The following is a 24,939-nucleotide window of genomic DNA, read 5'->3' as shown; positions in this document are numbered from 1 at the left end:
CCGGATGAACCAGCCTGTACCGAGCGACGACATCCTTGCCCGCGTCATCGACTGCATAGCCGAAGTCCTCGGCACACCACCGCAGAAGGTCGCGCTGACGACTCCGCTCGCGGCCCTGGGACTCGAATCGTTCACCGCGGTGCGGCTGAGGCGACGGATCCGCGAACGCACCGGTCAGGACCTGCCGTTGACCGCCTTCCTCGGTGAGGGCGCCACGGCCCGCGCGGTGGCGGACCGCCTTCTCGCCGTACAGGTGCCGGACGGCGCCCCGCACTCCGGGCCCCCCGACGGCGAGGCGCAGGCGGCAACGGAACCCGGTGATGTCCGGCGTGGTGAGGAGAGGTCAGGGGAGGGCTTTCCCCTGACGCCCATTCAAGCCTCGTACCTCGCGGGACGGGCCGAGGGCATGCCACTGGGCGGGGTGGCCACCTACTACTACTACGAGTACGACCGCACGCCCGGCGACGCGGACCCGCTCGTGGACGTGGGCCGACTGGAAACCGCGTGGAACCGGCTGATCGAACACCACCCGATGCTGCGCATGACGGTGGACGAGCGAGGTCGCCAGCACATCGCCGAAGCCCCCGGTCCCTACCGGGTCGGAGTCACCGACCTGCGTCACGAACCCGCCGAGCGGGTACAGGAAGCGTTGTCGGTTCAGCGTCGGGAGCGTTCCCACCAGAACCGCCCCACCGGTTCCTGGCCGCTGTTCGACATCCACGCCACGTTGCTGCCCGACGGGCGGACCCGGCTGCACGTCGGGGTGGACGTGCTCCTGACCGATCTGGCCGGCTGGATGCTGCTGATGTGCCAGTGGGGCCGTCTCGTCGAGGACCCCGCCCACTGGCTTCCCGAGCCGCCGGCGCAGTTCGCCGACCTCCAGCGCGCCCGCTCCGGAGACCCCGAGTGGGCGGCCCGGCGCGCACGCGACCGTGCCTACTGGGCCGAACGCGCCCCCGAACTGCCGCCGTCGCCGCGCCTGCCCCTGCTGCGCGACCCTGCCGACACCACCCCGCCCCGCTTCGTCCGCTCCGCTGCCGAGCTCGACGCCGGCACCTGGGCCGAACTGCGTGCCCGGTGTACTGAGCACGCGGTCACGCCCACCGCCGCCCTGCTCGCGGCCTTCGCCGTCGTACTGGGACGGTGGGGCGCCGGGGAGCGGATATGCCTGAACACCACGCTGTTCGACCGCCCGGAATCCGATGATGGGACCGAAGGGGTGGTGGGCGACTTCACCACCACCGCCCTGGTCGGCACGCCCCGGTTCAGCCCCGCCGACTGGAAGGGCTTCGCGGACTACGCCGCCGCTGTCAACCACCGCTTCTGGGAGGACCTGGACCACCGGTCCGTCTCCGGTGTAGAGGTGCTCCGGGACCTGCGGGCGTGCACCTCGCAGACGGTGGGAGCCCCCAGTCATCCGGTGGTCTTCACCAGCGGGGTGGGTCTCGCGGGCGACGGGGAGCCCCCGGCCGGCTGGCTCGGCCAGGAGGTGTACGGCATCTCACAGACCCCCCAGGTCCTGCTCGACCACATCGTGTGGGACGAGGGCGGGCGGCTCCGCCTGGCCTGGGACGCCGTCGAGGGAGCTTTCCCCGACGGCTGGATCCCGGCCCTGCTCGGCGCCTACGTACGTCTGCTGAACACCCTGACGCGGCCCGACGCCTGGCGCGACGCCGCACTGGGGTGGGATCCCTCCTTTCACCCCGAAGAGCCCCTCGACGCCGTGCCCTTCCCGTCCGCGGGCCCGCTGCTGCACGATCCGGCCGTCGACGCGGCACGCCGTCAGCCGCAGCGGCCGGCCGTGCGCACCTCCGCCGCCACCGTCACCCACGGCCGCCTCGCGGAAAACGCCGCCGCCACCGCGGCACTGCTGGCCTCCCGGGGAGTGGGACCCGGCGACATGGTCGCCGTCGCTTGCGAGAAGGGGCCCGCGCAGATCACCGCCGCACTCGGCGTCAACCTGAGCGGGGCGGGCTATCTGCCGGTCGAACCCTCCTGGCCGGCCGCGCGGATCGCAGCCGTCTGCGAGCGGGCCGGTGTCCGGCACGCACTGACCGGCCGTGGGGTGAAGACCGACTGGCCCGACGGCGTCACCGCGCACCGCCTGACCGCCACGGGCCGGCCCGCCCGCGGCGCCGCCGCCTTCGCCGAACCCGTGCCCGCGCCCACGGACCCGCGCCCCGACGACATCGCCTACACCATCTTCACCTCGGGCTCGACCGGCAGCCCCAAGGGCGTGGAGATCCAGCACCGGGCCGCGCGCACCACCATCGACGACATCGTCGACCGGTTCGCCATCGGCCCCGAGGACCGGGTGCTGGCACTGTCGGCACTCAGCTTCGACCTGTCCGTGTTCGACATCTACGGCGTCCTCGGCGCCGGCGGCTCCTTGGTGCTGCCCGATCCCGCCCGGCAACGCGACCCGCAGCACTGGCTCGAACTGGCGGGCCGGAACGGCGTCACCGTGTGGAACACCGCTCCCGCCCTGCTCGAAATGCTCGTCGAGTACGCGGAGATGGAACCGGAGGAGGCCGCCACCGCGCTGCGCACATTGCGTCTGGTGATGCTCTCCGGCGACTGGATCCCCCTGTCCCTGCCCGACCGGCTGCGCCGACTAGCGCCGCAGGCAAGGGTGATGAGCCTGGGCGGGGCCACCGAGGCCTCCATCTGGTCCATCACCCACCCGATCGAGCGCACCGATCCGCGCTGGCGCAGCATCCCCTACGGCAGGGCCCTGCGCGGTCAGAGCTTCTTCGTCCTTGACGAGGACGGCGCGCCCTGCCCGGTCGGTGAGGCGGGAGAGTTGTTCATCGGCGGCGACGGACTGGCCCGCGGCTACACCGGCGATCCGGTCCAGACCGCCGAGAGGTTCGCCGTCCACCCCGTACTGGGCCGCCGTCTGTACCGGACCGGGGACCTCGGCCGGTGGACCGCCGACGGCACCATCGAGTTCCTCGGACGCGTCGACCGGCAGGTGAAGATCCGCGGGCACCGCATCGAACTGGGCGAGGTGGAGGCGGTACTCGCCCGCCATCCGGCGGTCCGCCAGTGCGTGGTGTCGTCGATGCGGGGCCCCGACGGGCGACCCCGGCTGGTCGCGCACCTGTCCCCCCGGGGAGCGAGCGAGCCGCCGACCGCCCAGGAGCTGGCGGACGCCCTGCGTGAACGGCTTCCCGACTACATGGTGCCCAGCCGGTTCGTGATCCTGGACCAACTGCCGGTGACGGCCAACGGCAAGATCGACCACGCGGCGCTGACCGCCGCACCGGCCGACGCCGGGCCCACGCACGCCGATGCGTCCGGCGCGGTCGCCGCCGAGCAGAACGAGCCCTCCGCGCCCTCCGGCACGTTCCCGGCCGGGTCCGCCGCCCCCTCACGTGCCGTTGACGCGACGGGCGCGGAATGGGTCGCCGCCGCGCTCGCCGAGGCGGCCGCCCTGGGGCTGGAGGCCGCCCTCGTGATCCGGTCCGGACGGCTGCGACCGGACCAGGCACTGGAGGCGTCCGCCCACTGGCTGAGGCAGGTGGCACGGACCACCGACGGCACAGCCGCCGAACCGCGCCTGGCCGCCGGCGGACTGGCGGAGGTGGTCTGCCACCCCCGCGGGAGCACCGCCACGACGCCTTACTCAGCCACCGGTCCGGCAGCGGCGTCCATGGCGCCCGCCCCGGACCGGCACGTCACCGAACCCCGTACGTCCCCCCACGGCCGAGGGCAGGGCACGGTGGACCCCGCCGTACTGGACGCGCTCACCGCCGTCCTGGCCGACTTCACCGACCTGCCGGTGACACCCGACAGCACCTTCAACGCCCTCGGCGCGACCTCCCTGACCCTCGTCCTCACCCACCGCAGGCTCCGCGAGAGCATCGCCCCCGGCCTCGCGCTCGCCGACATGTTCGAGCACCCCACCGTCGCCGCCCTAGCCGCCCGCATCACAGCACAACGTGCCCCGGACACCGCCCGACCCCCCAGCGCCGACGGCACCGGCTCCGTTCCCCCGCCCACGACCCCGCAGCCCGAACGGCCCGCGCGCAGGACCTCCCGCGTCGCCGCACGCGCCCTGGCCGAGGAGACCACGCGATGACCGAACCCACCTTCTCCCGGGGACACATGCCGGACGCGTCCCGGCCGGATCACCCGGCCATGGAGGACGACCTGATCGCGGTCACCGCCCTGGACTGCCGGTTCCCCGGAGCCCCCGACACGGCGGCGTACTGGAACCTGCTCATCAACGGCCGCAGCGGACTGACCCGGCACAGCGAGCGGGAGCTGGCCGAACTCGGTGTCCCCGCGCGCCTGCTGGCCAACCCGGCCCACATCCCCGTCAGCGGGGTCATCGACGAACAGGACCACTTCGACCCCGAGCCGTTCGGCCTGACCGATGCCGAAGCGGCGGTGATGGACCCCCAGCAGAGGCTCTTCCTGGAAGCCTGCCTGCGCGCCCTGGAAAGCGCCGGGCACGGCGGCGGCGCCGGCGCGGGCGCTGTGGGCGTCTTCGCCGGCGCCGCCCACAGCGACTACCTCACCCGCAACCTCGCGGACCGGTACGCCGCCTCCGCAACCGACCCCGTCGGAAGCCTTCAAGCGGCGCTGGCGGGGGTGGCCGACTACCTCCCCCTGCACGTCGCCCACCGCCTCGCGCTCACAGGGCCCGCCGTCGCCGTCGGCACCGCCTGCTCGACCTCCCTGGTCGCCGTGCACCTGGCAGTCCAGTCGCTGCTGGCGGGGGAGTGCGACACCGCCCTCGCCGGGGGCGCCTCCCTGATCGTCCCGCAGGGCAGGGGCTACCTCCATGTCCCCGACGGGATCTTCTCCGCCGACGGACATGTCCGCGCCTTCTCGGCGGAGGGCACCGGCATCGTGCACACCCAGGGAGTCGGAGTAACCGTCCTGCGACGGCTGCGCGACGCCCTCGCCGACGGCGACCCCGTCCTGGCCGTCCTGCACGGCTCCGCCGTCAACAACGACGGCGGCGACCGCACCGGCTTCACGGCCCCGTCACCGCGCGGACAGGCCCGTGTCGTCTCCGAGGCACTCGCCGTGGCCGGTCTCACGCCGAGGGACATCAGCTACGTCGAGACCCACGGCACCGCCACCCGCCTCGGCGACGTCGTCGAGGTCGCCGCGCTGCGCCGCGTCTTCGGCGACGCGGGCCCGGCCTGGTGCGCCCTCGGCTCGGTCAAGAGCAACATCGGACACGCCAACTCGGCCGCCGGCATCGCGGGATTCGCCAAGACCGTACTCGCCCTGCACCACGGTCTGCTGCCGCCCACGCTGGACGCCCTGCCCCTCAACTCCGACCTCCACCTGGACGACTCGCCCTTCACTGTCGTCCACGAGGCCACCGACTGGACCGGACCCCGGTACGCGGGAGTCAGCTCCTTCGGCATCGGCGGCACCAACTGCCACGTCGTCCTGGGCAGCGCCCCCGTCCGCCCGGAACCCCCAACCGACCCGCGCCCGCAACTCGCCCTGCTCAGCGCGCACCGCGACGACGCCCTAGCCCACCTCGCAGAAGCCACCGCGACCGCCCTGCACACCACGCCGGTGGAGACCGCAGACGCCGCCCACACCCTGCACACCGGCCGCGCCACACTGCCCTACCGCGCCGCCGCCGTGATCACCGGGGCGGCGGAGGCCGACACCCATGCGCTGCGCACCGCCCCCCGACGGCGTCCCGGCCCCACTCCGCCCCGGATCGTGCTGGCCTTCCCTGGCGGCGGAGCGCAGTACGCGGGCATGGGCCACGAACTGTGCGCACAGGAAGAGGAGTTCGCCCGCACCGTGCACGAGTGCGCCGACCTGTTCGACGACGGCACCGGCACCGGCCTCACCGCGCTGATCACGGCCGACCCGTCCGATGACCGGGTGCGCCGGCTGCTGCGCGACCCCGCCCACGGCCTCCCGGCCCTGTTCACCGTCTCCCTCGCCGCCGCGCGCACCCTGCGCTCCTGGGGCGTCGAACCGGACGCGGTGGTGGGCCACAGCCTCGGCGAGTACGTGGCCGCCGTCCTGGCCGGTGCCCTGTCCCTGCCCGACGCCGCTGCCCTGGTCGCGGTCCGCTCACACGGCATGTCCAGGGCGGCCGGCGGCGGGGCGATGCTGACGGTCCCGTTGGCCGAGCGGCAGACCACGGCGCTGCTCGCCGACCATCCGGAACTGGACCTGGCCGCGGTCAACGGCCCCCAGTCCTGCGTAGTGTCAGGACCATTGCGGGCCGTCACCGAACTGGAGCGGACCCTGACCGCGCGCGGTGAGCGCACCGTACGGCTCCCCCTCGACGCGGCCGCCCACTCCCGCCTGGTCGACCCGATCCTGCCCGAACTGCGCGCGGCCGCCGACACCGTCCAGCCACGCGTCCCTGGCATCCCGCTCGCCACGACCCTCACCGGAAAGCTGCTGCACACCGCTCCCGACGCCGACCACTGGGTGGCGCATCTGCGCTCCACGGTGCGCTTCTCCGACGCCCTGGCCGCCGCCCTGGGCGAGGGGCCGGCCGTCCTCGTCCAGGCGGGACCGGGCAGCGCACTGCTCCAATTGGCCCGGCAGCAGCGGGACCGGCAGCCCCTGGCCACGCTGGCCACGTTCCCCGACCGTGACGAGCCGCGCGGCGGGCGTGCCGCGCTGCTCGCGGCCGCAGGAGAGCTGTGGACGCTGGGCGTTCCGTTGGACGCCGCCGCGCTGCACCGGTCGGGGCGCCGCAGGGTCGTCCTGCCGGGCCTGCCCCTGGAACGCCGCAGGCTTTGGATCGATCCGCCCGCCCCGGGCCCCGCGGCCGACCGGCCGCCCGCGGCGCCAGCGGAGGAGGGCCACGACACCGCGCAGACGGCTCCTGACGAGGCGGAACCCCTCCAACTGCCCGTCTGGCGGCGCACGCCCCCGGCCGACACGGACCGGTCGGCGCTGCGGGGCCGCTGGCTCGTCGACGGCCCGTCGGACTCACCGCTGCCCGAGCGGGTGCGCGCCGCGCTCGCTGCCTGCGGGGCTCACGCCGTCACCCTCGACGAGGCCGCCCGAGACCCGCACACCGCCTGTGAGGGCGTCGTAGTGATCGGCCCGCACGGCGACACCGGCGAGGACCCGGCCGACGACGTGGCTGACCCGGCCGGATCCGTCGCCGCGTCCGTGCTGCGCTATGCGGAGGTGGCGCGCACCATCGCGTCCTGGGCGCACCGAACTTGTCTGCTCCACATCAGCCACTGTGCTCAGCAGGTGGAGAGCTCCGACCGCCCCGCGGTCCACGCCGCCGCCACCCTCGCCGTCCCCCGTGTCCTCGCCCAGGAGTTCCCGGGCCTGCGCTGGCGAGTCCTGGACCTGCTGGCCGGATCGCCGGACGCCAGCGAGCCCGAGGCCATGCTCACGGAGGCCGTGCTCATGGAAGCCGCGGACCTGGTGTCCGGTGGCCCGAGCGGCACCGAGTGCGCCGTCCGTGGCGGACACCGCTGGACGCGCGGCATCACGCCGTGGCGGCCGTCGGTACCCGCGTTGGACCCCGAAGGACCCGCCGCCGCTGCCCCTGGCACGGCGGTGGTGCTCGGCGGCCTCGGAGACGTGGGCCTGGCCCTGGCCGGGCATCTGGCCCGCTCCGGACGACGGGTCGTGGTGACCGGCCGCACCGGGCTCGACCCAAACCCGGTCCCCGGCAGCAGCGAAGCCGAACGGGCGGAGACGGTACGCCTCCTGCGGGACTCCGGCGCCGATATCGAGGTCCGTGCCGCGGACGCCGCGGATACCGCCGCCACAACGGACCTGCTGCGCGAACTAACCGACCGTGATGGACCGTTGGACCTGGTCGTGCACGCCGCCGGCGTGGTCGCCTCCGCCGCCGTCGCACCGCTGCGGGCCACCGAGGAGCACACCGTGCGCGCGCACGCGCACGCCAAGGTCACCGCGGCCGTCGCGCTGCGCACCGCTGTGCACAGCCTCCCACCCGACCGTCGCCCGGCCACCGTGCTGCTGATGTCCTCGGCCACGGCATTCGTCGGCGGCCTGGGCCTCGCCCCGTACGCCGCCGTCAACCGCTACCTGGACGCGCTGGCCGAACACGAGCACGCCCAGGGCCCGGGTTCTCCCCGTTGGCTCAGTGTGGCCTGGGACGGCTGGCGTGTGGGCCCCGGTCAGAGCGAGCGCACGGTGGCCTCCCGGCACTCGATCGGCCTGGCCGACGGCATGCGCACCGTGGACCGGCTGCTGGCGCTGGCAGCCCAGGGCCGAGCCCCGGCGTCCATCGCGGTCTCCCCGGCCGACCTGGCACCCCGTACCGCGGGCACGCCCACCGCCGTACCCCTTACGGACGCACCCGCTGCGGGCGGGCCCGGGGCACGGCCGCGGACCGGTGCGGAGTTCGCCACCGCTGCGGAGACACAACTGGCCGAGGTCTGGTCGGATCTGCTGGGCTTCCCCGTCACCGACCGCGACGCCGACTTCTTCGCACTCGGCGGGCACTCCCTGCTGGCCACCCGGATGCTCGCCCGCCTGCGCGACGACCACGGAGCCGACCTGCGGCTGCAGGACCTGCTCGCCCGGCCGACCATTGCGACCCTGGCCCCGCTGCTGCCCGGCGGGGAACCGCGGCACGCCCTCGAGGGCGCCGAGGAGACGACTGCGCCGACCGCCGCACCGCGTCCGGCCGTGGCACCCGGCGACGGCCCACGGGAGTTCCCCCTCACCAGGGTTCAGCACGCCTACTGGGTCGGCGGATCCGGCGGCTACCGCCTCGGCGACGTCCCGTGCTCCTTCCACCTGGAGTACGACTGCCCCGGCCTGGACACCGACCGCTACGAAACGGCGTGGAACGCGGTCATCGCCCGCCATCCCATGCTGCGCGCGGTCATCTCACCGGAAGGACGCAACCGGGTACTCGACAAGGTGCCCCGCTACCGCATCCGTGTGCAGGACCTGACGAAGGACGATGAGGCCGAACGCGCCCGGAAACTGGAGCGCGTCCGCGAACGCATGGTGCGCCGCGAACCCCGCCCGGGCCGCTGGCCCCTGGTCGACATCCGGGCCGCCCGGCTGCCCGGCGACATAGTCCGTCTGTTCGTCAACGTGGACGTGCTGGTGTGCGACACTGCCAGCTACCTGATCTGGGACCGCGAACTGCGTACCCTCTACCACGATCCCGGTGCCCAGCTGCCTGCACTGGACACCACCTTCGCGGACTGCGTGGCCGCGCTCGAACACCGCGCCGAGGGCCCCGAGTACGCGCGGGCCGCCGCCTACTGGCGCGCCCGACTGGATGACCTGCCCAGCGCGCCCGCGCTTCCCGTACAGACGCAGAATCCCGGTGACCGACCCCGTTTCGCCCGGCGCACCGCCCGTCTGGAGCCGGACCGCTGGGACGCCCTCAAGGCCGAGGCCGCCCGGCGCGGACTGACCCCCACCGCCGTCCTGCTGGCGGCCTATGGGGAGGCCCTGGCCCGATGGTCCGGGCAGGACCGGTTCGCCATCACCCTCACTCTCTTCGACCGGCCCACGCACCTTCCCGGAGCGGACGCGGTGGTCGGCGACTTCACCTCGCTGATGCTGCACGAGGTGGACCGCCCGGACACCCGCTGCTTCGCCGACGCAGCCGAGCGGGCCCAGCACACCCTCTTCGAGGACCTGGACCACCGGGAGTTCTCCGCACTCGACCTGCTGGCAGAGAAGTCCTCGCGCACCGGCCGCACCGAGTCCGTTCCCGTGGTCTTCACGAGCGCCCTGGGCCTGTCCGGTCCGCTCGGCGGCGGACACGACCTGGACTGGGCGGGCACACCCGTGTACGGCGTGAGCAGCACCCCGCAGACCTGGCTGGACCACCAGGTGATCGAGCAGCACGGAGCGCTCCTGCTCCAGTGGGACGTGCTGGAGAGCGCGCTGCCCGCCGACGAGGCGGACGCGGCGTTCGCCGCCTACACCGCCCGGGTGCGCCGGCTGGCCGACGCGCCGCAGGTGTGGGACCTCGAAGCCCCTCATCCCGCTCCCGCACCCCCGGCCCGTGAGCCGGACCGGACGGCGCCTCTTCCCGCCCCGCGGAAACCGGCCCCCGCCGGACGCGGCGGCCACGCCGACGCTGCCCTGCTGCTGCACGACGGCAACGGTGACCGCCCCCTGTTCCTGATGCATCCCTCCGGCGGGGACGTGCTGTGCTACGGCGAACTCTCCCGTCTCCTCACCGACGGCCGGCCCGTGGTCGCCCTCACCGATCCCGCCCTGACCGGCGGCACCGGACCGCGGACCATCGCCGAGATGACGGACCGCTACCTCGCAGCAGTGCGCGACCACCAACCGCAGGGCCCCTACCTGCTGGGCGGCTGGTCGATGGGCGGCACGGTCGCCCACCAGATGGCGGTCGAACTCGAACAACACGGTGAGAGAACCGACCTCCTCGTCCTGATCGACTCCAACACCCCTGATCGCATTCGGACGTTGGGCGGAACTGACCGTGCCCAGGACACCGCCTTCGCGGCCGTCCGCTACCTGCGCTCGCTGGAGGCGTTCCTCGACCTCGATCTCGGCCTGGGCGCGGACGCGGAGGTGATCCGCAAGGCCCAGCATCCGGCGGCGGTACGCCATGCCGTCACCGAACGGCTGCGGCAGGCCGGCCTGCTCGGCCCGAGGGACACAGCCGACCTCCGGCTGGAGGTCTTCGAACGCCACCTGCGGGCGCTGGCGGACCACCGGGCCGGACACCTCACCGATCCGGCCACCCGCCTGCTGCTCATCGCCGCGTCCCGTCCCTCGCCGCACAACGCGGGCGTCGGCATGGGCGTCGACGACGCCGGGGACCTGCCCGCCCTGGGATGGCTGCCGCACGTCAACGGTCCGGTCGAAGCCCACACCGTCGAGGGCCACCACTACTCCCTGCTGCACGACCCGGCGGTACGCCGGACCGCCGCCCTGATCGACCGGGCCCTAGCCGCCGTACGCGCCGGCCGGTAAGCCGCCAGACCTTCCTTCCCGACATCCGAAACTCTCCTGGAAAGCACCCATGCACCAACACTCATCGGCCCGTGCCGCTCTGCGCCGCAGATCCGCCCTCACCGCCCTGGCGGCGGTCGGCGCACTCCTGCTGAGCGCCTGCTCCAACGCACCCGCCGCCGACACCCCGGCATCCGGCACCGGCGCACCGGTCGACGGCGGCACCCTGCGCTACGCCGTCACCGGATCGCCCGCTACCGCCAGTGACGACCCGCACGGCGGTCTCGGCAACGAGTCCGACGTCCTGCGTTTCGCCCTGACGTACGACGTGCTCACCGTCCCCGGCGAGGACGGCAAGCCCCAGCCGCGGCTCGCCACGTCGTGGAAGCCCAACGACGCCATGACCCGCTGGACCATCACCCTGCGCGAGGACGCCCGCTTCACCGACGGCACGCCGGTGCGCGCCGCCGACGTGCTGTACTCCCTGCGGCGGATCAGCAGCAAGGCCGCCGAAAACTACGGCCGGCTCGCCGACTTCGACATGGAGAAGTCCACGGCCCTCGACGAGCACACCGTCGTCCTGGCCACCCGCGCCCCGATGGCCGACGCACCCCGGGCCCTGGAATCCGTCACCTTCGTCGTACCCGAGGGCACCAAGGACTTCTCCCGCCCCGTCACCGGCTCAGGTCCCTACCGGGTGGAGCGGACCAGCGCCCAGACCACCGTCCTCGCCCGCAACGACAAGTGGTGGGGCAAGCGACCGCACCTGGACCGGATAGAGATCCAGGCCGTCGCCGACCCGCAGGCGCGGGCCAACGCCGTCGCCTCAGGACAGGCCGACGTCGCCGGCAGCGTCAGCCCCGCCGCGGCCAAGAGCGCCGGCCATTCGGCGAAGACACAGGTGGTCCGGCGGAACGGAGTCACTGAATACCCGTTCATCATGCGCCTGGACACCAAACCGTTCGACGACCCCAGGGTCCGCGAGGCGTTCCGCCTGGCGGCCGACCGCAAGGCCCTGGTCGACACCGTGTTCCTGGGCTACGGCAAGCTCGCCAACGACCTTCCCACCCCCTACGACCCGTCGGCCCCCGAGGACCTGCCGCAGCGCACGCGTGACGTGGAGAAGGCCAGGAAGCTGCTGGCGGAAGCGGGCCACGCCCACGGACTGTCCGTCACCCTGCACACCACCACCTCCTACCCCGGCATGGACACCGCGGCCACGCTCTACGCCCAGCAGCTCTCCGACATCGGGGTCGACGCCAAGGTGAAGGTCGAGCCCGCCGACACCTACTGGACCGCCGTCTACGCCAAGAAGGCGTTCTACACGGGCTACTACGGCGGCATCTCCTTCCCTGACCTCGTCCGCGTCGGGCTGCTGTCCGAATCCCCGACCAACGAGACCGCCTGGCGCAGCAAGACCTTCGACAGTGGCTTCGCCCAGGCGATGTCCACCGCGAACGAGGCGCGGCGCGAGGAACTGCTCTCGGGCATCCAGCGTGAGCTGTGGAAGGACGGCGGCTACGTCGTCTGGGGCACCGGGGACGGCCTGGACCTCACCGCGCCCGGCGTGCACGGACTGCCCGACGGGCCAGGCTTCCAGCGCATGTTCATCGACCAGGTGTGGATGGCGGAATGACCCTGCGCACCGTCAGCCGTGCCCTGCGCCCGGTCGGTCGCGTTCTGCACCCGGTCGGCCGGGCCGGGGCCCTGGCCGTCGCCGTCACGGCCGTGGTCTTCACGGCCACCGAACTGCTGCCCGGCGACGCCGGCGAGCTGAGGACGGCGGGTCGGGCCTCCGCGGAGGACATCGCGGCGCAGCGCGACCTGCTCGGGCTGGACCGGCCCGCCGTGGTGCGCTACATCGACTGGCTGTACGGCGTGATCCGGGGGGACCTGGGACACTCGCTGGCGGGGGGCCGGCCGGTGGCGGCGCTGTTCGCGGAACGGCTGCCCGCCACCGCCGTACTGGTCGCAGTCGCGCTGGCCGGCACCGTGCTGTTGACCGCGACGGCCCTGACCGTCACGTACCTGCGCGGCGGCCGGGGCGGCTCGGCCGCCACCGGGCTGGCCGCCGTGCCGCAGCCGGTCTATGCGGCGGTGCTCGGCGCGGTCCTGGCCGGGCTGCTGGGCTGGCTGCCTCCCGTGTCCCTGCTCGCGCCCGGCGCCTCGCCCCTGGCCGATCCGCGGCTGCTGGCGCTGCCCGCCCTCACCCTGGCCCTGCCCTCGGCCGCGTTCGCCACCGTCCTGCTGCGCGGGGCGATGGGCGACACCCTGCGCCGTCCCCACGTGGCCGACGCGCGGCTGCGCGGTCTGCCCGCCCCGCTGGTGCTGTACCGGCACGTCCTGCCCTTCCTGTACGCGCCGGCGCTCCAGGTGACGGCCCTGCTGGCCGGCGGCCTCATGGCCGGAACCGCCCTGGCGGAGACGGTGTTCGGCTATCCGGGCACCGGGCAGCTCCTGGTGTCGGCCGTCGCGGTGCGGGACGTTCCCGTCATCCAGGCCGCGGCCCTCCTGCCGGCCGCCGTGCTGCTGCTGGGCATGCTCCTGGCCGACCTGGCCGCCCGCCGCACCACGGTGCCGGGCGCGGCGCGGCATGGCGGCCGGGCCGTGCCGAAAGCCGCGGGAGGGGGCGGGTGATGGGCCGGTCCGTGCCGTCCTTCCCGGCCGCCGCCCGCCGTACGGTGCCTGGGGCCGCGGCCGTTGTCCTGCTGGTGTGCGTGCCGCTGGGCCGGTACGCCGTCCCCCACCCGCCGGAGCGTACCGTCGCCGCGCCCTGGGCAGCGCCCGGCGGACGGCATCCGCTGGGCACCGACGTCCTGGGGCGCGATGTGCTGTCCCGGGTCCTGGCCGGGGGTACCCAGCTCCTGACCGTGTCTCTGCTCGCCGCGACCGCCGCTGTGGTCTGCGGCACGGCTCTCGGCCTCGCCGCGGGCTGGTCGGGCGGCCGTACCGCCCGTGCCGTGCGGGCCCTGTGCGATCTGCTGCTTGCGGTTCCCGCCCTCGTCCTGGCGCTGGTGCTGGCCACCGCGCTGCCCGGGGCCACGGCGGTCGTTGTGGCGGCGGTGCTCGCGGGTGCGCCGCTGACCGCACGGGTCGTCGCCACCCAGTGCGCGCAGCTGCGTGACAGCGGCCATGTGCACGCCGCCGTCGAACGGGGCGAGCGCACACCTGCCGTCCTGCTCCACGAGGTGCTGCCCGCCCTGCGCCGCCTGGTCGCCGCCGACGCCGGACTCCGGCTGGTCACGGCACTGCAGATCGCGGCGGCCCTCGCCGTCCTCGGCCTGGGACCCCAGCCCCCGGCTCCCGACTGGGCCCTGATGCTCAGTGAGAACCTTCCCGGCGCCGCGCTCAACCCCCTGGCACTGCTGGCCCCAGCGGTTCCCCTGGCGGGCTGCGCCTGGGTGTTCGCCGCGGCTGCCCGGACGGCCGCCCGGACGCCGGGGGAGGCGCTATGACGGCCCGCGCCCGCACCGAGCCCGAAGAAGCCACCGTGCCGCTGCTGGCGGCCGAGGGACTGACCGTCCGCCGTGTCCACGACGGCGCCACCGTGCTGCCGCCGGTCGACCTGGAGATCGACTCCGGCCAGGTGTTGGCCGTCACGGGCCCGTCCGGTGCCGGAAAGTCCACCCTGCTCCGCGCCCTGCTCGACGTCCTTCCGGACGGCCTGCACCGCGCGGCCGGCACCGTGCGCTGGAGCGGGGCGACGGTACCGCGGGGCCGGGCGGCCAGGCGGTGGCGGCGTGCCCGGTGCGGCGTGCTGGGCCAGGACCCCGGCGCCGCCCTGAACCCGCTGTGGCGGGTGGACCGGCTGATCGTCGAGGAGTTCGCCGGCGACACCGCCGCCCGCGCACAGCGGGTCGAGGCCCTGATGCACCGGCTGGGCCTTCCGCCCGGGCTCGTTTCCCGGCGCGCGGGGGAACTCTCCGGCGGGCAGGCCCAGCGGGTCGCCCTGGCCCGAGCCCTGTGTGCCGACCCCGAACTGCTGGTACTGGACGAGCCGACCTCGGCGCTGGACCGCGCCACGGCCGATCTGGTCGCCGAAGTGGTGCGCTCCCGGCGAGGTGTTCCCGGCCGGGGCGTCGTCCTGGTCACGCACGACGCCCGGCTGGCCGCGGAACTGGCCGACCGGACCCTGGTGCTCGCCGCCGACCCGCGGCCGGCCCCCGGCCCGGCACCCCAGGCAGGTTCGGTACGGAAGCCGATCCGGCCGACCACCCAACCCCCGGTACCGGTGACCGGGCGTCCGTCCCCGCCCGCGCGGGCCGCCACCGTCCCGTCACCGTCCCCCGTGCTGTCGGCGCACGGCCTGACTCTGCTCACCCCGGACGGCACGCCGTTGCTCGACCTCAGTGACCTGGAACTGCCGGCAGGCGGCTGGCTGGCCGTCATGGGAGCATCGGGCACCGGAAAGACGACCCTGCTGCACGCCCTGGCAGGCCGCCGCCCACCGGCCGGCGGACAGTTGCTGCTGCACGGACGCCCGCTGCCCTGGGCCACCCGCCTGCGTGACCCGCGGATGCTGCGAGCCGTCCAACTGGCCGGACAGGACACGGTGACGGAACTCAACCCGGCGCACACTGCCGGCCGGTCGGTGGCCCGGCCGCTGAAGGTGTTCCACGGCGTGACCGGAACCGCCGGGCGGGAACGGGCGAGAGAGTTCCTCGAAGCCGTGGGGCTCTCCGCCGAACTGTCCGGCCGCAGACCGTCGACGCTCTCCGGTGGCCAGCGCCGTCGGGTCGTCCTCGCCCGGGCCCTCGCCGCCGGCCCCGACGTGCTGCTCCTCGACGAGCCCACCGCGGGCCTGGACCCGGCCTCGGGGCGCGTCGTTCTCGACCTGCTGGACCGGCTGCGCAGGAGCGGCCCGGCGGTCCTGACCGTCACCCACGACGCCGACACGGCCGCCCGCGCCGACCGCGTCCTGCACCTGACCGGACGCCGCCTGACCACGGGGTCGCCCGTGGCCCCCGACCATTCCCACCACGATCGAACGGAGCACCCCGGTGTCCCACAACAGCACGGCTGAACACACCGCACGGATCGCGGACCTACTGTCCGCCCACCCCTGGGTGGCGCGGGCAAGCCCGGCACCCGACGGCGGCATCCTGGTCGTCCCGCACCCGAGCGCGGTGGCCGCCTCACCCCAGCCGGGCCCCCTGCTGCGCGAGCACCTCGAACAATGGGCCGAGGTCTACGAATGGGTGTACGAAACAGGGGAGGGCCGGCACGCCGACGACCTGGACCTGTCCGGATGGCGGGCCTCCGACACCGGGGCGCCGCTGCCCGAGGCCCACATGCGCGACTGGGTGGACCGCACCGTGGACCTCGTCCTGGCCCAGAACCCGACCAGACTGCTGGAACTCGGCTGCGGCACCGGCCTGCTCGCCCACCGCCTGCACCCGCGCCTCCATGGGTACGTCGGCACCGACGTCGCCCAGGTCGCGGTGGACCGCCTCACCACCGCCGGCCTGCCCCGCACCGCGTTCGTCCGGGCCGCCGCCCACGAGACGGCCGCCTCCCAGGTGTGGGACGCCATGGACGCCGTCTTCGGCCCCGATGCGCTCCCCGACTGCGTGCTGCTCAACTCGGTCACCCAGTGCTTCCCCGACCTGGCCTATCTGACGGCCGTTCTGCACGGGGCACTGTCTGCCGTCCAGGACGGCGGCACCGTGATCGTGGGGGACATCCGGCACTCCGGCCTGCTGCTCGACCACTTCAGCCGGCTGGAACGGGCGCGCGACCCCGAGGCCGACGACACGACGATCGCCGCCAGGGCCGCGGCCTCAGCCGAGGCCGACGAGGAACTGTCCTTCACCCCCGCGGCCGTCTCCGCCGCGCTCGCCGCCCAGCCGCGGCCGGTCCGCATGAGCGTCCACGCCCGCACCATGGCCGAGGACACCGAACTCACCCGATACCGCTACGACGTCGTCCTGCACGTCGGCCCGCACACCGGCGGACCAGGCGCTCAACGTGTGCGCCGGACGTCCTGGGACGAACACCGGGGGAGCAGTACCCGGGAAGCGCTGCGCACCGCGCTCCGCGGCGGCCCCGTCGTCGTCCACGGCATCCCCAACGCCCTGCTCCGCGACGCGCCGGGAGCGGTGACCCCGTACGCCCTGCGCCAGGCCCTGGACGGAGCGGACGCCGCCGTACTGCTCGACGTCGCCGACCCCCGCACACTGGCCGTGGCGGCACCAGCGCACTGCGCCCCCACCGCGGCCGAAGACGCCCCGAAGCCTTCCGGCCCGGCCGCGCACGAGCCGTTCCCCCTGTTCGCACGGCGCCGCCTGCCTGAAGTGCTGCGTGACCACCTGCGCCAAGCCGAGCCGTACACGACACCGCCGGCGATCACCGTGGTGGACGGCATCGAGGACGGCCACCCGTGAACGAGGAACTCAACGACGCCGCCCTCACCGGGCTGCCCGGCGTGAGGCACTGGCAGCTCCTTGGTGACGACGAGCAGGACACCCTGTTGGTGGCAGGACCGCCTCCGGCCACGGGGGAGACATCCGCTCTGGGCCAGGACGATGCCCGCGCCGCGAGCCGGGCCGCAGACGACGGTGACGCCGCCGTACGCGGTACCGACCCGACCGCCCTCCCGGCGCTGATGCGGCAGCTCGACGAGACGGCGCTGCTGACGATGGCCCGGGTACTGGACCGGACCCGCCTGTTCCGCGACGGCGGCCGGCCCGGCACCGACGAGGTCCTCCAAGCCCTGGCGGTCGCACCCCGGCACGCGTGGATCGTACGGCGCTGGCTGCGCACCCTGACCGCCGAGGGCCGGCTCGGCCTGGACGCGTCGACGGGCCGCCACCACTCCCTGGAGGCGCCCGACCGCCGCGACCACGCCCGGGCGCTGCGCGAGCTGGACGCCGCCTGCCGGGGCCTGGGCTACCCGGCGTCCATGACCCGTTTCTTCCGGGCCGCGGCCGAGCGACTGCCGCTGCTCCTCCAGGACCGCGCAACCCTGCACGAGGTGCTCTTCCCCGACGGGGAGACGAGCACCGCGCAGGGCAACTACCGCGACAGCGTCCCCAGCCGCTGGGCCAATCACGCAGCCGCGTCCCTGATCGCCCAAGAGACCCGCCGACGGACGGCACCGACTCCTCTGCGCGTCCTAGAAGCAGGGGCCGGAGTGGGCGGTACCACCGGCACCGTCCTGGAAGCCCTCGGCGACACTCCCGTCGACTATCTCTTCACGGACGTCTCCCCGTTCTTCCTGCGGGTGGCCAAGGACGTCTTCGGCGACCGCCCCGGACTGCGGCACGCCCTGTTCGACATCCAGGCCGACCCGCTCGCGCAGGGTTTCGAGGCAGGCTCCCAGGACGTCGTCCTGGCGGCGAACGTCCTGCACAACGCACGGCACGCCGGCCGGTCCCTGGCGGCCCTGCGGGAGCTGCTGGCGCCCGACGGACTGCTGGTCCTGGTGGAGTCGTGCCAGGAGCACTACCAGGCGCTCACCTCCATGTACCTGCTGATGTCGCCCGCGCCCGACGAGCAGGGCTGGTTCACGGACCTGCGAGCCGGCCAGGACCGGGTCTTCCTCACCGCACAGGAGTGGACACGGCAACTGGATGCGGCCGGCTTCGACCCGCTGCCCGTCCTTCCGCACGGAACACATCCCCTGGCCACGGCGGCGGGCCAGCGTGTCATCGCGGGCCGTGTCAGAACCCACGGCGCCAGGCCGGACCCCGGCCGCGTCCGCGCCGCACTCGCCGACCGGCTGCCTCCTGCCGTCCCCCTCCCACGGATCCACGCTGTGGACGACATCATCCGCACCCTCCCGACTGGAGCTTCCCGTTGACCTCCTCCTCCGCCCCCGACCACACCGCCGACGGGTCCACGGCGCCGGCCGACCTCGTGAACGCCGTCCGCGCCGTCTGGGCCGACGCCTTGGAGACCGACCTCGCCTCCGTACCGGCGCACGCGAGCTTCCTCAACCTGGGAGGTGACTCCGTCCTGGCCGTCCGCATGGCCGCGATGCTCCGCAAACGGATGGGCACGCCCCTTGCCCTGGCGGATGTGCGCGTCGAGCAGAGTGCCGCGCAACTCGCCGCCCTCGTCCACGAACGAAGCACCGGCACCGGCGCGCTGCGACCGCTGCCCCTGGACCTGCGCCGACGCGAGGACCCGGACGCCCCGTTTCCGCTCCTGCCGCTCCAGCAGGGTTACTTCGTGGGCCAGCAGGACGCCTGGGAGCTGTCCTACCGCTCGGCCCACCACTACGTGGACATCGGGCTGGAGGACGTCGACGCCGACGAAGCCTCCGAGGCGCTGCAGGACGCCCTGGAGAGACTGGCCGAGCACCAGGCCGTCCTGCGGGCCCGCGTCCTGCCCGACGGCCGGCAGCGCATCCTCCCCCTGGACGATCCGGAGGCGATACCGCAGCTGCGGGTCACCGACCTGCGCGACGCCGACGAGGAGACGGCCGCCGCCCGGCTGGCGGAGATTCGACACGAGATGAGCACCCAGGGCCCCGACCCGTCCCAGGGCTGCGGGCTGGACATGCGTCTGACCCTGATGCCCGGCGACCGCGCGCGGCTGCACTCCTCCACCAGCCTGCTCATCATCGACGGCTGGTCCTCCAGCGTCTTCTACCGTGACCTGTTCGCCCTGGTATCCGACTACAACGCCGTCCTCGCACCTTTGGACATCGACTACGGCGACTACGTGACGACCCTGCGGGACCTGCCCGGCACACAGGCGTGGCAGCAGGACCGCGACTGGTGGTGGGACCGGCTCGACGGCTTCCCCCTGCCTCCGGCCCTGCCGCTGGTGGCCGACCCCGGGGAGGTGCGCCCCACCCTGATGGGCACCCGGCAGGCGGTAATGGACCCGCAGCGCTGGTCGGCACTGCGTCGTCTGTGCACCGAACACGGCGTGACCCCGTCCGCGGCGATGTTCGCCGCGTTCGCCGCGGCCGTCGCCCGGGCCTGCGGCCACCGCCGCTTCCTGCTCAACACCCTGCAGCTGAACCGGCTCCCGCTCCATCCCGACGTGTCCAGGCTGGTGGGAGCCTTCTCCTCCACCATGCTGCTGCCCGTCGACCTTCCGCAGGCCCCGGTCTTCGCCGACCTCGCCACCCGGGCCCAGCAGGACATCGGCGACGCGCTCACCCACCACCTGATCACCGGGGTGGAGGTCTCCCGCGAACTCGGCCGCCGGCGAGGCACCCACCGCCCGGTGGCCCCCGTCGTCTTCCAGTCCACCCTGGGTGTGGACGCGGCACTGGGCAGCGAGGTGCCCGAGGAGGCCGGACCGCTCGGAGAGATCGACCTGTCGAGCCACCACCAGCAGCTGCGGACGCCCCAGGTGGCCCTGGAGGCGCGCCTGTTCGAACTGCGCGGAGAACTCGTCGTCGCCTTCTCACTGGTGGAGGAACTGTTCGCGGCCGAGGACGTCGACCGTATGTTCGGCGATCTCATGGCCACCGTGGAGTCGCTGGTCGAGCCGGACGGCTGGTCCGCCCTGGTCGAACTGCCCGAGGCGGTCGACGCTGAGCAGGCGGAGACGACCCGGCCGGCACCCGGGCGACGCCTGTCCGTACCCGCGACGACGGCCGACGGAGCGGAGCAGGGACCGCCCCGGGACGAGGTGGAACGGGCCGTCGCCGCGCACTGGCAGAAGCTGCTGGACTGCGCGGTGGACGAGCGCACCGCCGACTTCTTCGCGCTCGGCGGCGACTCGCTGCTCGCCGTGCGGATGCTCGCATCACTCGCGCGGGAGGGACTAGGACGGGTGACACCGCGCCGCTTCCTCCGGCAGCCGACGGTGGCGGGACTCGGCGCCGCGTTGCGGGAACCGGACGAACGGTGACTGGAGTGCGGCGGGGGCGGAGGCCGTCCCCGCCGCACCCCGACGTCAGCCGCCCAGGCCGGCGTCCTCGCGGAAGAGTTCCTGGTCCAGCCAGACCGCGGCACGGGCGCCATCGGCGGCCCCCGTGATCACGAAGGTGAGGGCGTCCGGCAATGCCTCCAGACGGGCGGTGTCCCCGGCCGCGTACACACCCGGCACGGAGGTGCGCTGGAACTCGTCCACCCGCACACAGCCGTCCGGCAGGATCCGGCACCCCAACTGCTCTGCCAGCAGCGAGTGCTGGCGGGTGGGCGCCCGATGGTAGACGCCTTGCCGTTCGAGGACCCGGCCGTCGGCGAGGACCATGCGGAGTGCACCTGCCTCGCCCTCGATCCGGGCCACGGCCGTCTCCTCCACGGTGATACCGGCATCGGCGAGCTTGCCCGCGGCCTGTTCGGGCACCGGGTGTCCGTTGGTGCACACGACCACGTCGTCACTGAAGCGGTCGGCCACGTACAGGGCCTGCATGACCTGCGGCAGTTCATGCCCCATGACGGCCAGGCTCATCCCGCTGGTCTCCCAGCCGTGGCAGAACGGGCAGTGGTACACCCCCCGGCCGAACAGCGCGGACAGCCCTTCCACTTGCTCGTCGAGCACGTCGACCTGCCCCGTGGCGAGGACCAGTTTGCGGGTCCGCTCCACCGTCCCATCCGTCAGCGTCAGGGCGAACCCCGGCGGCTCGGACACGACGGCCGTGACGGTCGCCTCACGTACGACCACGTTCGGGTAGGCGGTGAGCTGCTCCCGGCCTATGCGGCGCAGTTCTGCGGGCGGGAACCCGTCACGGCTGAGAAACATGTGCATCTGCGCCGCGGGCGCGTTGCGCGGGCGGCCCGAGTCCAGCAGGAGGACCCGCCTGCGCTGACGCCCTGACACCAGCGCGGCGTTGAGGCCCGCAGGCCCCCCGCCGACCACGATCACGTCGTACATCGTCTGTCACCTGATCTTCTTCGAGGATGCCCCGGCCTTCGGGCCGGGGAGGAATCGAACCCCTGCGGAGCAGGGCACGGAAAGAGGAATCGCCGTCAGGGCGATTCGTCATCTCCACCCGCATTGGTGAGGGCGACCTCAAGCAGGTGGACGATCTCAGAGTTGAGGGACCGCCGGTCTGAACGGGCTTGTTCAACCAGCCGTGCGTGCAGGTCGGTTGGGAGTCGGAGGGAGATTCTCCTGGTACGCGTCGTTCGTCGTCGCCACCGAGGTGCAACCGATCCCCGAAACCGGCGCCGTTCTCGGCGTCGACTGGGGCGTCAAGGAGACCGCCACCACCACATCGGACGCGCACGACCTCCCGCACGCCGAACACGGCAAGCGGGCCGCGCAGCGTCTGGCCCGGTATCAGCGGATGATGGCCAGCCGCCGGCCCGCCAAGGGGCAGGCGGCGTCCAAGGGCTACAGGAAGGCGCAGCGGCAGGCCGCGCAGGTCTCCAAGAAGGTTGCACGGCAGCGGCAGGACACCGCCCGCAAGTGGGCCAAACGCGTCGTCCGCGACCACGACGCCATCGCCGTCGAGGACTTCCGGCCGAAGTTCCTCGCCAAGACCACCATGGCCCGCAAGGCGGCCGACGCCACCATTGGCGCCACCAAGACGGCCCTGATCGAGATGGGCCGCAAGCACGGGCGGGACGTCCGCCTCGTACACCCCGCGCATACCACTATGGATTGCGCATCGTGCGGAGCGAGAACCAAGCACGCACTTCCTCTTTCGGAACGTACCTACACCTGCACCGCGTGCAAAGTCGCGTTTTCCAGGGACAGGAACTCCGCCCGCGTGATGCTGGTCCGGGCTGGTCTCACCCCGGCTGGTGTTGAGGGCGTAAGACCTCTGGGGGCGCTGCTCCCGGAGGCCGCCTGAGCCAGGAATCCTCCTCCCTTCAGGGAGGGGAGGATGTCAACAACTGCTCTTGGTTACACCGGGGAGCTCGCCCGCGTGGGCCATCTCGCGTACACGGATGCGGGACAGGCCGAAGGCGCGCAGGTGGCCGCGGGGGCGACCGTCCACGGAGTCGCGGTTGCGTAGGCGGGTGGCGCTGGCGTCGCGGGGCTGTCGGCGCAGTTCGCGCTGGGTGGCGGCGCGTTCGTCGTCGGATGCCCGGGGGGAGGAGATGATCGCCTTCAGTGCGAGGCGGCGTGCGGCGTAGCGGGCCACGACGAGGCGCCGCTGTTCGTTCTTCGCGATCTTGCTCTTCGTCGCCATCAGGCCTTCCCTCCCCGGGCGCGGATGCGGGCCACCGCGGCCTCGATGCCGATCGTGTCGACCGTCTTGATGCCCTTGGTGGAGAGGGTGAGCCGGACATGGCGGCCTTCGCTCGGCAGCCAGTAGCGCTTGCGCTGGATGTTGGGGTCGAAGCGGCGCTTGCTGCGCCGGTGGGAGTGGGAGATGTGATGGCCGAAGCCGGGCTGTCGATCGGTGAGTTGACAGTGGGCGGACATGTTTCCTCCTCGTGCCTGGATCGTGGTCCCGTGTGTGTTTCTTGCGGGGTCGGGCGATTGTGACCTGGTGCGGGGCAGAACAGTACAGCTAGATGAAAATGAAAACCAATCTCTTGTATAGTGCGTGTCCATGTCCAGAAACGAACTGCGTCCGATCATCAAGCTCAGGTCCACCGCCGGCACTGGCTACACCTATGTGACCCGCAAGAACCGCCGTAACGACCCCGACCGGCTGACGCTGCGCAAGTACGACCCGGTCGTCGGCCGCCACGTCGACTTTCGTGAGGAGCGCTGAGTACCGTGAAGCCCGGAATCCACCCCGAGTACCGCCCGGTCGTCTTCCGTGACCGGGTCGCCGACTTCGCCTTCCTCACCCGGTCGACGGCCACCAGTGACAAGACCGTCGAGTGGGAGGACGGCAACACCTACCCGGTCATCGACGTCGAGATCTCCTCGGCGAGCCATCCCTTCTACACCGGCACCCAACGGGTCCTGGACACCGCGGGGCGCGTCGAGCGCTTCGAGCGGCGCTATGGACGCGCACAGGGCCGGCAGTGAGCAGGGACCAGGCGCGGCTGCCGGTCGCGATCGTCGCTGGGTTGCACGCCGACGCCCGCAGGGCCGCCGTTGAGGAAATCCTGCGCACGGTGCCCCGCTCGGCCGCGCTGCACCACGACCTGACGTCCGCCGTCGACAGTACGGTGCACCGCACCGTACGCGATGCCGGCGGCCTGCTGAGCAGCGGTGACGCACCCCTGGTAAACGACTGCGCGTGCTGCGCGCTGCACGAGGACCTCGTCCCCGAACTGCTGCGGCTGGCCGAGGAGGGAACGCACCGGCTGGCCGTCGTGGAACTGTGGGACTCCGTCGAACCCCAGGCAATGGCCGCGGTCATCGCCGCCGCGGGCGCGCCGCTGACGCTGACCGGGGTCGCCACCGCGATCGACCCGGCACTCGTCCAGCCCTACCTGTCCAACGGCGACGACCTGGCCGACGTCGGCCTCGCCGCCGCCCCGACCGACCAGCGCACCATCGCCGACACCTTCGCCCGGCAACTGGAATACCCCACGGTGATCGCCCTCGCCGAGGACGGCTCGTGCGCAGCGGGCGGCGAGCCCGCCGACGACACCGACCACGCGCTGCTCGCCCAGCTCACACCCGGCGCACGAAAGGTACGCGTGGGAAGCGCTGCCCTGCAGACCGCTCTGCTGGCGGGCTTCGACGTGGACGCGGCCGCCGCCCGCCTGCATCCCGCGTCCGCGCTGTTGCCGCAGGAGTGCGACGAGCACGGCGTGAGCACCTTCATCTGGCGGCGGACACGCCCCTTCCACCCGCAGCGCCTCTACGCGGCACTGGAGGACCTGACCTGCGCCGCCGCCCGCAGCCGTGGGCGGTTCTGGCTGGCGGACCGCCCCGACACCCTGCTGTCGTGGGACGCCGCCGGCGGCGCGCTGTGCGTGGAGTCGGCCGGACCCTGGCTGGCGGCCCTGCCGGATGCCGCCTGGGAGATGGTACCTGCCGAACGCCGCCTGGCAGCCTCCGTGGACTGGCACCCCGAACACGGCGACCGCTGCCAGTACTTCACCTTCACCTCGCCCGGTCTGGACAGCGACGGTCTGCAGGTACTGCTCGACTCGTGTCTGCTCACCGACGACGAGTACGCGGCCGGCAGCGATCGTTGGAAGCAACTTCCGCACGCATTCGACAACTTGCTCGACCCAGTGTCCTGAACCGCGACCGTCCGCGCATTCCACC

Annotated in this window: 16 protein-coding genes and 1 pseudogene; 13 read left to right on the top strand and 4 right to left on the bottom strand. The window is 73.3% G+C overall.

Annotated elements, in window-relative coordinates; translation table 11 throughout:
• The first annotated feature begins 4 nt into the window (after window positions 1-4).
• From ACWC91_RS37320 to ACWC91_RS37280, 9 genes are read left to right on the top strand one after another with little or no spacing between them, the layout of a single operon-like run.
• Complete coding sequence (locus ACWC91_RS37320; protein WP_450642660.1) at window positions 5-4,084, top strand: non-ribosomal peptide synthetase; 4,080 nt, start codon at window positions 5-7, stop codon at window positions 4,082-4,084.
• On the top strand, window positions 4,081-10,920 hold the full coding sequence (locus ACWC91_RS37315; protein ID WP_450642659.1) for an SDR family NAD(P)-dependent oxidoreductase: 6,840 nt from the start codon (window positions 4,081-4,083) through the stop codon (window positions 10,918-10,920). Before ACWC91_RS37320 ends, ACWC91_RS37315 begins: the two co-directional genes overlap by 4 nt.
• A 49-nt stretch (window positions 10,921-10,969) precedes the next feature.
• Window positions 10,970-12,535, top strand: coding sequence for an ABC transporter substrate-binding protein (locus ACWC91_RS37310; protein ID WP_225077661.1), 1,566 nt, complete (start codon window positions 10,970-10,972; stop codon window positions 12,533-12,535).
• Window positions 12,532-13,536, top strand: coding sequence for an ABC transporter permease (locus tag ACWC91_RS37305; RefSeq protein ID WP_225077660.1), 1,005 nt, complete (start codon window positions 12,532-12,534; stop codon window positions 13,534-13,536). The genes ACWC91_RS37310 and ACWC91_RS37305 overlap by 4 nt, the downstream gene beginning before the upstream one ends.
• Complete coding sequence (locus ACWC91_RS37300) at window positions 13,536-14,354, top strand: ABC transporter permease (RefSeq protein ID WP_225077659.1); 819 nt, start codon at window positions 13,536-13,538, stop codon at window positions 14,352-14,354. The genes ACWC91_RS37305 and ACWC91_RS37300 overlap by 1 nt, the downstream gene beginning before the upstream one ends.
• Window positions 14,351-15,922: an ABC transporter ATP-binding protein gene (locus ACWC91_RS37295; protein ID WP_450642657.1), complete on the top strand. Its 1,572-nt coding sequence runs from the start codon at window positions 14,351-14,353 to the stop codon at window positions 15,920-15,922. Before ACWC91_RS37300 ends, ACWC91_RS37295 begins: the two co-directional genes overlap by 4 nt.
• On the top strand, window positions 15,900-17,282 hold the full coding sequence (locus ACWC91_RS37290) for a class I SAM-dependent methyltransferase (protein ID WP_450642656.1): 1,383 nt from the start codon (window positions 15,900-15,902) through the stop codon (window positions 17,280-17,282). Before ACWC91_RS37295 ends, ACWC91_RS37290 begins: the two co-directional genes overlap by 23 nt.
• Window positions 17,279-18,700 (top strand): class I SAM-dependent methyltransferase, encoded by a 1,422-nt coding sequence (locus tag ACWC91_RS37285; RefSeq protein WP_450642655.1) that lies wholly within the window; start codon window positions 17,279-17,281, stop codon window positions 18,698-18,700. Before ACWC91_RS37290 ends, ACWC91_RS37285 begins: the two co-directional genes overlap by 4 nt.
• Complete coding sequence (locus ACWC91_RS37280; RefSeq protein WP_450642654.1) at window positions 18,697-20,712, top strand: condensation domain-containing protein; 2,016 nt, start codon at window positions 18,697-18,699, stop codon at window positions 20,710-20,712. The genes ACWC91_RS37285 and ACWC91_RS37280 overlap by 4 nt, the downstream gene beginning before the upstream one ends.
• A gap of 45 nt (window positions 20,713-20,757) precedes the next feature.
• Here ACWC91_RS37280 and ACWC91_RS37275 read toward each other — a convergent pair whose 3' ends face one another.
• Together ACWC91_RS37275 and ACWC91_RS37270 are read right to left on the bottom strand one after the other, a co-directional pair.
• Window positions 20,758-21,681, bottom strand: a complete 924-nt coding sequence (locus tag ACWC91_RS37275) for an NAD(P)/FAD-dependent oxidoreductase (protein WP_450642653.1) — start codon at window positions 21,679-21,681, stop codon at window positions 20,758-20,760.
• A 95-nt stretch (window positions 21,682-21,776) separates the two neighbouring features.
• Window positions 21,777-21,881 carry an Arc family DNA-binding protein gene (locus ACWC91_RS37270; protein ID WP_374114000.1) on the bottom strand — a complete coding sequence of 35 codons (105 nt, stop codon included), beginning with the start codon at window positions 21,879-21,881 and terminating at the stop codon, window positions 21,777-21,779.
• 41 nt (window positions 21,882-21,922) lie between these two features.
• Here ACWC91_RS37270 and ACWC91_RS37265 point away from each other — a divergent pair.
• Window positions 21,923-22,606 (top strand): annotated as a pseudogene (locus ACWC91_RS37265) (RNA-guided endonuclease InsQ/TnpB family protein); the annotation flags it as partial.
• A 36-nt stretch (window positions 22,607-22,642) separates the two neighbouring features.
• Here ACWC91_RS37265 and rpsN read toward each other — a convergent pair.
• Both rpsN and rpmB read right to left on the bottom strand, forming a co-directional pair.
• On the bottom strand, window positions 22,643-22,948 hold the full coding sequence (gene rpsN / locus ACWC91_RS37260) for a 30S ribosomal protein S14 (protein ID WP_225077653.1): 306 nt from the start codon (window positions 22,946-22,948) through the stop codon (window positions 22,643-22,645).
• A complete protein-coding gene (rpmB, locus tag ACWC91_RS37255; protein WP_225077652.1) occupies window positions 22,948-23,184 on the bottom strand; it encodes a 50S ribosomal protein L28 in 237 nt (78 codons plus the stop codon). Before rpmB ends, rpsN begins: the two co-directional genes overlap by 1 nt.
• Window positions 23,185-23,314: 130 nt before the next feature.
• Here rpmB and rpmG point away from each other — a divergent pair, with 130 nt between their 5' ends.
• The 3 genes from rpmG to ACWC91_RS37240 are packed head-to-tail and all read left to right on the top strand — an operon-like array spanning window position 23,315 to window position 24,914.
• Window positions 23,315-23,479, top strand: a complete 165-nt coding sequence (rpmG, locus tag ACWC91_RS37250) for a 50S ribosomal protein L33 (RefSeq protein WP_225077651.1) — start codon at window positions 23,315-23,317, stop codon at window positions 23,477-23,479.
• 5 nt (window positions 23,480-23,484) lie between these two features.
• On the top strand, window positions 23,485-23,742 hold the full coding sequence (locus ACWC91_RS37245) for a type B 50S ribosomal protein L31 (protein ID WP_225077650.1): 258 nt from the start codon (window positions 23,485-23,487) through the stop codon (window positions 23,740-23,742).
• A complete protein-coding gene (locus ACWC91_RS37240) occupies window positions 23,739-24,914 on the top strand; it encodes a GTP-binding protein (protein ID WP_450642651.1) in 1,176 nt (391 codons plus the stop codon). The genes ACWC91_RS37245 and ACWC91_RS37240 overlap by 4 nt, the downstream gene beginning before the upstream one ends.
• The last annotated feature ends 25 nt before the right edge of the window (window positions 24,915-24,939 follow it).

It is taken from the genome of Streptomyces sp. NPDC001204 (assembly GCF_053598035.1).
Note: the sequence above shows the minus strand (reverse complement) of the source record. Positions and strands in the feature narration are given on the sequence as shown.